We start from the raw sequence: 10118 nt of genomic DNA, 5'->3' as shown, positions 1-10118 counted from the left end.
AAATACACCGACGACCCGAGAGGGCTGGAAGCCCATCTCGAGACGCGCACTCCGGCGTGGGCGGCCGGGATCACCGGCTTGACGGTCGCCGAGATCGAGGCCTTCGCCCGCCTCGTCGGCACGACCAAGAAGACCTATTTCCGCCTCGGCTATGGTTTTGCACGCCAGCGCAATGGCGCCGTCAACATGCATGCCGCCTCGTGCATCGCGGCTGTCACCGGCAGCTGGCAATATGAGGGCGGCGGCGCCTTCCATTCCAATTCCGGCATCTTCAAGCTCAACCAGGATGTGCTCGAAGGCATCAAGATGCGCGATCCCTCGATCCGCTATCTCGACCATTCGCGCATCGGCCCGGTGCTGACCGGTGCCAGCGATGCGCTCTATGGTGGCCCGCCGGTGACGGCGATGCTGATGCAGAACACCAATCCGGTGAATGTCGCGCCGGAGCAGCGGTTGGTGACGCAAGGCTTCCTGCGCGACGACCTGTTTACCTGCGTGCACGAGCAGTTCATGACCGACACGGCCAAGCTTGCCGACGTCGTATTGCCGGCCACGATGTTCCTCGAGCACGACGATGTCTACAAGGGCGGCGGCAACCAGCACATCACGCTTGGCCCCAAGCTGATCGAGCCGCCGGAGGGACCGCGCACCAACCACTTCGTCATCGAGCAATTGGCTGATCGCCTCGGTGTCGCCGACCGTCCGGGTTTCGGCCTGACCGAGCAGCAGCATATCGACATCATCCTGGGCAAGCGCGGGCTGGGCAGTTTCGAAAGCTTGAAGCAAGACAAATGGGTCGACCTGCAGCCGGATTTCGAGGCAGCACACTTCATCAACGGATTTGGCCACGCGGATGGAAAATTCCGCTTCCGCGCCAACTGGACCGGGCAGGCGGCGCCCAACCGGCCGCCCAAAAGCATGGGCCTGTTCGGCCCGGTGGCGCGGCTGCCGGAATTCCCCGACCATGTCGACCTGATCGAGGTCGCCGACGAAGCCCACCCGTTCCGGCTGACGACGTCGCCGGCGCGCAACTTCCTCAATTCGACATTCTCGGAAACACCGGTGTCGAAAGCCAGGGAGGGCCGCCCGGAACTGCTTCTACATCCCGACGATGCCGCGGCACTTGGGCTGGCCGATGGCGACCGTGTCGAGGTCGGCAACCAGCGCGGCGAAGTCGTGCTGCATGCAAAATTGTTCGACGGCATCAAGCGTGGCGTGGTGATCGCCGAAGGCATCTGGCCAAACAGCGCCCATGAGCGCGGCGAGGGCATCAACGTTTTGACCGGCGCCGACGCGCCTGCACCCTATGGGGGTGCTGCCTTCCACGACAACAAGGTCTGGCTGCGCGCGGCAAGGTGAGAGAACTCAGATGCTCTCGCGTCAAATTATACCGGCAGGGCTTCGGCCACCTTCTTTCGGTTTCGCCTAAGACTGATGTCGTCGGCGATCTGCTCGGCCTCGATCGAGATTTCGCGCAGCAATCCGGTGACCGGATTGTGAAAGCCGATGAGATAGAGGCCAAGCTCTGAAGCCCTCGCATTGACGCCGCTGCGCTCTGGCTGAACACCGGGCTCCAGCAATTTGGCGTAGCCGGGCCGGAAGCCTGTGGCGAAGATGATCGCGTCGAACTCGCCATGCCTGCCGTCGGTAAAACGGGCGCCTTGTTCGGTGATCTCGGCAATGTCGGGTGCGACCTTGATCGCGCCTTCGCGTATTTTGCGCACCGTGCCAATATCGATCGTCGGAATGCGCGACGAGAGCGCGATCTGCTGCAGCATTCCTTGCTGCGGCCGCCTGAGCCCATATTTCCCGAGCCTGCCCAACGCCAGATCGAGGATGATGGGAAACAAGGCATCGTTGATGCGCTGCGGCATCAGGCGCGCCGCCATGCCGATCATCTGGATGGGCACGCCAAGCAGTTCGCGCGGTACGATATGAACGCCGCCGCGCACCGAAATCGTCGGCCGCGCACCGCCTTCCACCAGATCGAGCGCAATCTCGGCGCCGGTATTGCCCATGCCGACGATCAGCACCGGCCGGCCGGCGAAAGGCATTGCGTTGCGATAGTCGGCGCTATGCAGCTTTCGGCCCTTGAAGGTATCGGCGCCGGCAAATCCGGGCATCAGCGGCTCTGCGTTGTTGCCAGATGCAATCACAACGTTTGAAGCATGCAAGGGGCCGGTCGTCGTATCCACGAGCCAGCTTCTGCCCCGCCGGGTGATCGCCCGCACTGTTTCTCCAAATCGCGGCCTCAGATCGAAACGTTGCGCATAGGCATCGAGATAGTCGACGAAGAGATCGCGCGGCACATAACGCGGATAGTCCCTGGGAAAGGGCGCGAAGGGCAGCGAGGAAAAGCGCTTGGCCGTGTGCAAATGGACGCGCTCATAGTGGCGTCGCCAGGCGGGTGCGGCCTGCTGCTCCTTTTCCAGCAGGACGAAATCCTGCCCGCTCTGCCGCAGGCACGCGGCAATGGCCAGGCCCGCCGGCCCGGCACCGATGATCGCAACTGGGGTGGTGTCGTCCAAGCGCGCCTCCGCGGCAGAATTCACAGCCCGAGAATGTCAAAAACATGGTGGGAAAGTAAAGGCCTGCCGCGCGACAAATATTTAGACAGGCAAAGGCACCGTCAACCCTACCTTGACCCGGTCCATGGCAACGAACGTGCGGAATTTGCGGACATTGTTGCTGTCGAAGAACAGTTTTCGCGTCAGCGCCTCATAGGCGCCCATGTCGGCCACTGCGATGACCAGGATGAAATCGGCCTCGCCGGTGACATAGTAGCATTGCTGGACTTCAGGGGTCGCCGAGAACTGCCGCTTGGCCGCGTCGATCAGTTCGGCGCGTTCGCTCTCGAGTTCCACCTCGACGAAGATGGTGATGGGTTGGCCGACCGCTGCCGGCTCGACGACAGCGACATTGCCGGCAATAACGCCGGTCTGCTCCATGCGCTTGATGCGGCGCTGCACCGCCGGCGCCGACAGGTTCACCGCCTCGCCGATCAACCGCTGCGGCGTCGTGTTGTCGCGCTGCAGGATGGCAAGGATGGCGAGATCGAAACTATCGAGCGAGGACGGCAATGCAGGCAATGGAATATCCTGGACGAAACAAACTTGCATTTAAGAGACCATATTACAGCGCTCTTTGCGTTGCTCCTGCAATATGTTCTCGCTGACCAACGGGACCGGCCAATGTTCCTGCTCAACCGCAACGCATCGCACCGCCGGCCGCTCGATCCGATCGATGCCGAAACCCTTGGCGTGGCCGGAGCCGACACGGTCGAGCGTTTTCTCAGCCACCGCGACAATCACCGGATGACGCCGCTGCATGCGCTGCCGGCGCTCGCCAGCGAATTCGGACTGGGCGCCATCCATACCAAGGATGAGGGCTTTCGCCTCGGCCTCGGCAGCTTCAAGGCGCTTGGCGGCGCCTATGCCGTCTTCCGCCTGGTGCTGGAGGAGGCCGGCAGTCGCCTTGGCCGGCTCCTCGATGTGGCCGATCTCGATCGGCCTGATGTGCGGGCGGTCGCCGCGGCGATGACATTTGCCTGTGCGACCGACGGCAACCATGGCCGCTCCGTCGCGCAAGGCGCGCAACTCGTCGGCGCGCGGGCGGCGATCTTCGTCCACGCCGGCGTCAGCGAGGAGCGCATCGCGGCGATCGCCCGCTATGGCGCCGAGATGATCCGCGTCCACGGCAATTATGACGATTCGGTCAGGCAAGCTGCCCAGGTTTCGGCCGACAAGGACTGGACTGTGGTCTCCGACACCTCGTGGCCGGGCTATGAGCGCATTCCCGGCCTGGTCATGCAGGGCTATACCGCGATCGTACGCGAAGCCTTGCGCCAACTCCCTCGGACGCCGACCCACGTCTTCGTGCAGGCCGGTGTCGGCGGCATTGCCGCCGCGCTGGCCGGTCATCTGGCCACCGTGCTCGGTGACGCCAGGCCGACCTTCATCGTGGTCGAGCCGGCGCGTGCCGCTTGTGTTTTTGCAGCCGCCCAGGTCGGGCGCCCGGTCAAGGTCGCGCACGGCCAGCCGACGGTGATGGCCATGCTTGAATGTTACGAAGCCTCGCCGGTCGCCTGGCGGGTGCTGGCGCGCGCCGCCGACGCCTTCATGACGGTGGATGAGGACGAGGCCATCGCGGTGATGCGGCGGCTGGCCTGGCCGGCCGGCGGTGACCCGGTGATGGTCGCCGGCGAAAGCGGTGGTGTCGGCCTTGCCGGGCTGATCCGGGCGGTGGCCGACAACCGGGCCGATCTTGGACTTGACGGCAAATCGCGGGTGCTGGTGATCAACACCGAAGGCGCCACCGACCCGCATCGCTACGCCGAACTGGTTGGCATGAGCCCGACCGATGTGCTGGAAGGCAAGATGACAGCCGAGGCAACGGCATGATCGCCATCGATGCGCAGCGCCTGCTCGGCCGCATTCGCGAACTCGGCGCTGTTGGCCGGGATGGCGAGGGCAGGCTGACCCGGCTGGCCGCCTCAGACACCGACAGGCAGGGCCGCGACCTCTTCGTCGGCTGGCTTCGGCAGGCCGGGCTCGATGTCGCCATCGACCGGGTCGGCAACATTTTCGGCATCTGGCAAAACCCGGAAATTACCGGGCAAGCGCCGCTGCTCATCGGCTCGCACATCGATACCGTCATCGATGCCGGCATTTATGACGGCTGCTACGGGGTGCTTGCCGGGCTGGAAGTGATCGAGACGCTCAAGGCGACGGGCTTTTCGCCGTCGCGCCCGGTCGCGGTCGCCGCTTTCACCAATGAGGAGGGCGTACGCTACACACCCGACATGATGGGCTCGCTGGTCCACGCCGGCGGCATCGATGCCGAAACGGTGCTGGCGGCCGTCGGCACCGACGGCAGCGTGCTCGGGCAGGAGCTTGCCCGCATCGGCTATGCCGGCGACCGGGAGCCCGGCTTCCTCACGCCGCACGCCTATCTCGAACTGCATATTGAGCAAGGGCCGGTGCTGGAGCGCGAAGGCTTGCCGGTCGGCGCGGTGGAGAATCTGCAAGGCATCTCCTGGCAGCGCATCACCATCGACGGCGTCGCCAACCATGCCGGCACCACGCCGATGTCGATGCGCAACGATGCCGGCCACGCCGCCGCCCGGGTCATCACCTTCCTGCTCGACCGGACCAAAGCCTCGAACGCGCCGACCGTCGCCACCGTCGGCACGATCCGCTTCGAGCCGAATGCCATCAATGTCATCCCTTCGCGCGCGGTCTTCACCGTCGATCTGCGCGATCCCGACGAACAGCGCCTGCAGGCGGCGGAAGCGGCGCTTGCCGCCTATCTCGAGCAGCTTGCCGCCGCTGAGAACGTGACGGTTTCGGTCGAGCAACTGGCCCGCTTCGAACCGGTGATCTTCGACCTGCGCATCGTCGAACAAATCGAGGCCGCCGCGAAACGCCGTGGCCTCGGGGTCAGGCGCATGACATCAGGCGCCGGCCACGACGCGCAGATGCTGGCGCGTATCGCGCCTGCGGCGATGATCTTCGTGCCGAGCGTTGGCGGCATCAGTCACAGTCCGCGCGAACACACCGATGACGCCGAGCTTGTTGCCGGCGCCAACATCCTGCTTGATGTGGCCGCGCAACTGGCAAAGTAGGTCAGAAGGGGCAGAAGCAGAAGGGGCAGAAGAATGTCTGAACTCGATCGCGACGCGCTGAAGCAGGAGATGATTTTCTGGCGGCGCGATCTGCATGCGCATCCCGAATTCGGTTTCGAGGAGAAGCGTACCGCAGCCTTCGTCGCCGCCAAACTGCGCGAATTTGGGTTGGACGATGTCACCGAAGGCGTCGGCGGCACCGGTGTCGTCGGCACGCTGAAGCGCGGCAGCGGCAACCGGGCGATTGCGCTGAGGGCCGACATGGATGCGCTGCGCATATCAGAACAATCGGACGCATCTTACCGGTCCGGCAATCCCGGCATCATGCATGCCTGCGGCCATGACGGCCACACCACCATGCTGCTCGGCGCGGCAAAGCTGCTGGCCGGTGAGGGCGGTTTCGACGGCATCGTGCGCTTCGTCTTCCAACCGGCCGAGGAATGGGGCAGGGGTGCGCTCGCCATGCTCGACGATGGGCTGATGCAGCGCTTTCCCTTCGACGAGATCTTTGGCCTGCACAACATGCCCGGCCTGCCGATCGGGCATTTCGAGACCTGTGCCGGACCCATAATGTCGGCCGAGGACAACTTCGAGATCGTGCTCAAAGGGCTCGGCGGCCATGCCGCGCGGCCGCATGCGGGCAACGAAACGCTGGTCGCCGCCTGCGCGCTGGTAACCAATCTGCAGACCATCGTCTCGCGCCGGCTGAGTCCGGCCGACATATCCGTGGTTTCGGTGACCGAGCTGATCACCGACGGCACCCGCAACGCTCTGCCCGGTCTTGCCCGCATCCTCGGCGATGCGCGCAGCTTCCGTCCCGAGGTCAGCGCCGAGATCGAGCGGCAGATGCGCATTATCGCCGAGGGCATCGCCGCCGCCTACAATGTCACCGCCGAGGTCAAGTACAGCAGGGAGTTCGTGCCGCTGCGCAACGATGCCGAACTGGTCGATGCCGCATTCGCCGCCGCCAGAGGCGTCTTCGAACCCGGCAACATCGCCGTCGCCCGCGAGCCGATGACCGCCTCCGAGGATTTCGCCCGCTTCCTCGACCGTGTGCCGGGCTGCTTCGCCTTCCTCGGCAATGGCGAGGGTTCGGCGCCGCTGCACAATTCCAGCTACGACTTCGACGATGAGGGGCTGTTGTTCGGCACGAATTTCCATGTCGCGCTGGTCAGGCAAAGGCTCGCGGCCGGGAGATGATCGCGGCGTCACGATTGTCAAACATGCGTATCGCGAGCCGGATATGGGTAGAGTCGCGGGCAGATACGCTGTTAACAAAAACAATGTTCCGATGACGCAAGGGAAAGACTCAGCTAGCCTTACTGTGCGGCGGACCTAATTATCCGCTTGGCCGGCGCTTCACTCCTCCCAAGCGGCGCCGGCCTTCTTCTCCAAAAGTTCGTCCGGGACGCCACAGCGGGTTGCGGCAGCACGCGAGCCTCGCAAAGGCCAAGTTCCGCCTCCGGTTGCCTCGAGAATGCATCGGGAGCGCCGGCGAAACCGCCCTCCATCTTCGACTGCGCGCGTGGACGATTGGCAAGGGAACCAAAGGCTGTTTCTACGGTTGGTTCTGCTCCAAAGGAGTGTTGCACCATGTTCCGTCTGCTCGTCGCCGGCGCCTTCGCCTATGTCACTTATCGCATCGCCAGGAAGATGGTCGAAAACGTGCCCGATACGGTCGACCCGCTGCTGTTGCCGCCGTCGCAACCCGATCGCGAGACCTTGCGACGGCAGTCGGCCGACATGGGTGTCGATCCGCAACGCTAGCCGCGATCCCTTCTCTTCAGACCGGCCCCAGTCCTGCATGGGTTAGGTGTGCCCGCATCGATGTTGCGAACAAAGCAGAAACGATGCTTGATGGGCGATGAACCTCGCCACCGCTGATTCGACCTTTCGGGAACCGACCGTCCAGCCTGCCTATCTCGCGCGGCTGAACGATGCCCAGCGCCAGGCCGTCGAGCACGGCGCCGGTCAGATCGCCGGCCCGTTGCTGGTCATTGCCGGCGCCGGATCTGGCAAGACCAACACGCTGGCGCATCGCGTCGCTCATCTGATCGTCAAGGGCGCCGACCCGCGCCGCATCCTGCTGATGACGTTTTCGCGCCGCGCCGCATCCGAAATGGCCAGGCGCGTCGAGCGTATTGCCGGCGAGGTGCTCGGCCGCGATGCAGCCGTCATCACCGATGCGCTGACCTGGGCCGGCACCTTTCACGGCATCGGCGCGCGGCTGTTGCGCGACTATGCGCTGGAGATCGGTCTCGACCCGGCCTTCACCATCCATGACCGCGAGGATTCCGCGGACCTGATGAACCTGGTCCGCCACGAGCTCGGCTTCTCGAAGACGGAAGCGCGCTTCCCCACCAAGGGCACTTGCCTTGCCATCTATTCGCGCGCCGTCAACGCGCAGGCGCCGCTCAACGAGGTGTTGGGTTCCGCCTTTCCCTGGTGCGCCGGCTGGGCGGAGCAGCTGAAAGAATTGTTCGCCGGTTATGTCGAGGCCAAGCAGGCGCAAAACGTGCTCGATTACGACGATTTGCTGCTCTACTGGGCGCAGATGGCGGCGGAGCCCGAGATAGCGGCGCATCTGGGCGGGCGTTTCGACCATGTGCTGGTCGACGAATACCAGGACACAAATCGCCTGCAGGCTTCGATCCTCATGGCGCTGAAACCCGACGGCGCCGGGCTAACGGTGGTGGGCGACGATGCGCAATCGATCTATTCGTTCCGCGCCGCCGAGGTTCGCAACATCCTCGACTTCCCCAATCAGTTCGCGCAAGCCGCCGACGTGGTGATGCTGGAGCGCAATTACCGCTCGACCGAGACCATCCTTGCTGCCGCCAACGCGGTGATCGGCGAAGCCTCGGAGCGCTTCACCAAAAACCTGTGGTCGGAGCGCAAATCCAGCGACAGGCCAAAACTGGTGACCGTGCGCGACGAAGTCGAGCAGGCCAATTTCGTCTGCGACACCATCCTGGCCGAGCGCGAGGCGGGCACAGCGCTGAAATCCCAGGCGGTGCTGTTTCGCGCCTCGCATCACAGCGGGCCGCTGGAGATCGAACTGACGCGGCGCAACATTCCCTTCGTCAAATTCGGAGGCCTGAAGTTTCTCGATGCCGCCCATGTCAAGGATGTGCTGGCGGTGCTGCGCTTTGCCGAAAATCCGCGCGACCGTGTCGCCGGTTTTCGCGTATTGCAACTCTTGCCTGGCATCGGCCCTTCGGCCGCCGCGCAGATCGTCGAGACCATGACGACGGCGCTGGACGAGGCCATGGGGCTGGCCGGCTGGCGTCCGCCGCAACGCGCTGCCGATGACTGGCCTGGCTTCGTCTCGCTCTATTCCGGCCTGCGCGCCGCCGCCAGATGGCCGGCCGACCTCGAACAGATCAGGCTGTGGTACGAGCCGCATCTGGAACGCATCCACGAGGACGCGACGACGCGCCGGGCCGACCTGTTGCAACTTGAGCAGATCGGCTCGGGCTATGCCTCGCGCGAGCGCTTCCTGACCGAACTGACGCTCGATCCGCCGGACGCCACCAGCGACCAGGCTGGGCCGCCGCATCGCGACGAGGATTATCTGATCCTGTCGACCATCCACTCGGCCAAGGGCCAGGAGTGGAAGAACGTCTTCGTGCTCAACACCGTCGACGGCTGCATCCCGGCCGATCTCGGCGTCGGCACCAAGGAAGACATCGAGGAGGAGCGCCGGCTGCTCTACGTGGCAATGACGCGGGCCAAGGACAATCTCAACCTGGTCATGCCGCAGCGTTTCTTTCCACATGGCCAGGCGGCGCGCGGCGACCGCCATCTCTATGCCTCGCGCACCCGTTTCATCCCGGCTTCGATCCTTGCCGCATTCCAGCAGGTGTCGTGGCCGAGCGCACAGGCAGCACAGGGCAGGGCAGCCCGGCCGGAGGTGCGCGTCGACATCGGCGCGCGCATGCGCGGCATGTGGAAATAGCCGAGGCCATGCCGCAGCCGCCGATCAGGATCGCCATCGCCGGCGCGCTCGGCCGCATGGGCCGCCAGATGACGGACGCCGTGCGGGTCGATCCACGGCTGGCGCTCGCTGCGCGGTTCCATCGGCCCGGCGCTGTCGGCGATGGGCTGGTCAGCCGCGAGGAGGCGCTTGCCATGGCCGATGTGGTCATCGACTTCACGACGCCGGCGGCCTCGGTCGACCTGGCCAGGATTTGCGCCGAGCGCGGCGGGCCGGCCCTGGTCATCGGATCGACCGGTTTCGATGCGACTGAATTGGCTGCGATCGCCGACGCCGCGAAAACGATTGCCATCGTGCGCTCCGGCAGCTTTTCACTCGGGCTCAACATGCTGGTCGGACTGGTCGAGCAGGCGGCGCGGGCACTCGACCCCGATGACTGGGACGTGGAGATTGTCGAGGCGCATCATCGCCACAAGGTCGATGCGCCATCGGGAACGGCGTTGATGCTGGGGCATGCCGCAGCCGGCGGACGCGGCATTGATCTGGAGACGGTCGCAA

9 protein-coding genes are annotated in these 10118 nt (G+C 64.7%); 7 read left to right on the top strand and 2 right to left on the bottom strand.

What is annotated here, in order from left to right; all coding sequences use genetic code 11:
* A partial coding sequence (locus tag EN914_RS11470; RefSeq protein ID WP_164778712.1) for a molybdopterin-dependent oxidoreductase occupies positions 1-1359 on the top strand: 1359 nt, incomplete at its 5' end.
* A gap of 26 nt (positions 1360-1385) precedes the next feature.
* Here EN914_RS11470 and EN914_RS11465 read toward each other — a convergent pair.
* On the bottom strand, positions 1386-2528 hold the full coding sequence (locus tag EN914_RS11465) for an NAD(P)/FAD-dependent oxidoreductase (protein ID WP_024504285.1): 1143 nt from the start codon (positions 2526-2528) through the stop codon (positions 1386-1388).
* A gap of 81 nt (positions 2529-2609) precedes the next feature.
* Entirely contained in the window at positions 2610-3119 is a 510-nt protein-coding gene (locus EN914_RS11460) for an Lrp/AsnC family transcriptional regulator (RefSeq protein ID WP_050580486.1), read from the bottom strand.
* A 72-nt stretch (positions 3120-3191) separates the two neighbouring features.
* Here EN914_RS11460 and EN914_RS11455 point away from each other — a divergent pair, with 72 nt between their 5' ends.
* From EN914_RS11455 to dapB, 6 genes are all read left to right on the top strand, one after another.
* A complete protein-coding gene (locus tag EN914_RS11455) occupies positions 3192-4400 on the top strand; it encodes a diaminopropionate ammonia-lyase (RefSeq protein WP_024504283.1) in 1209 nt (402 codons plus the stop codon).
* Entirely contained in the window at positions 4397-5623 is a 1227-nt protein-coding gene (locus EN914_RS11450) for a Zn-dependent hydrolase (RefSeq protein ID WP_024504282.1), read from the top strand. The genes EN914_RS11455 and EN914_RS11450 overlap by 4 nt, the downstream gene beginning before the upstream one ends.
* A gap of 33 nt (positions 5624-5656) precedes the next feature.
* A complete protein-coding gene (locus EN914_RS11445) occupies positions 5657-6823 on the top strand; it encodes a M20 aminoacylase family protein (protein WP_024504281.1) in 1167 nt (388 codons plus the stop codon).
* A gap of 393 nt (positions 6824-7216) precedes the next feature.
* On the top strand, positions 7217-7390 hold the full coding sequence (locus EN914_RS11440) for a hypothetical protein (RefSeq protein WP_013532459.1): 174 nt from the start codon (positions 7217-7219) through the stop codon (positions 7388-7390).
* Positions 7391-7487: 97 nt separating this feature from the next.
* Entirely contained in the window at positions 7488-9581 is a 2094-nt protein-coding gene (locus EN914_RS11435; protein ID WP_024504280.1) for an ATP-dependent helicase, read from the top strand.
* A gap of 8 nt (positions 9582-9589) precedes the next feature.
* The coding region (gene dapB, locus EN914_RS11430; RefSeq protein WP_127389083.1) for a 4-hydroxy-tetrahydrodipicolinate reductase at positions 9590-10118 on the top strand (529 nt) is incomplete at its 3' end.

This window comes from Mesorhizobium sp. M7A.F.Ca.CA.001.08.2.1, from assembly GCF_003998455.1.
Taxonomy (GTDB): Bacteria; Pseudomonadota; Alphaproteobacteria; order Rhizobiales; family Rhizobiaceae; genus Mesorhizobium; species Mesorhizobium ciceri.
This window is presented reverse-complemented; position numbering and strand designations above follow the sequence as displayed.

Bases quoted from the DNA above. Each gene is read 5' to 3' on its own strand.
- EN914_RS11445 (WP_024504281.1), top strand. From the start codon at position 5,657: ATGTCTGAACTCGATCGCGACGCGCTGAAGCAGGAGATGATTTTCTGG.
- EN914_RS11460 (WP_050580486.1), bottom strand. From the start codon at position 3,119: ATGCAAGTTTGTTTCGTCCAGGATATTCCATTGCCTGCATTGCCGTCC.
- EN914_RS11455 (WP_024504283.1), top strand. From the start codon at position 3,192: ATGTTCCTGCTCAACCGCAACGCATCGCACCGCCGGCCGCTCGATCCG.
- EN914_RS11435 (WP_024504280.1), top strand. From the start codon at position 7,488: ATGAACCTCGCCACCGCTGATTCGACCTTTCGGGAACCGACCGTCCAG.
- EN914_RS11440 (WP_013532459.1), top strand. From the start codon at position 7,217: ATGTTCCGTCTGCTCGTCGCCGGCGCCTTCGCCTATGTCACTTATCGC.
- EN914_RS11450 (WP_024504282.1), top strand. From the start codon at position 4,397: ATGATCGCCATCGATGCGCAGCGCCTGCTCGGCCGCATTCGCGAACTC.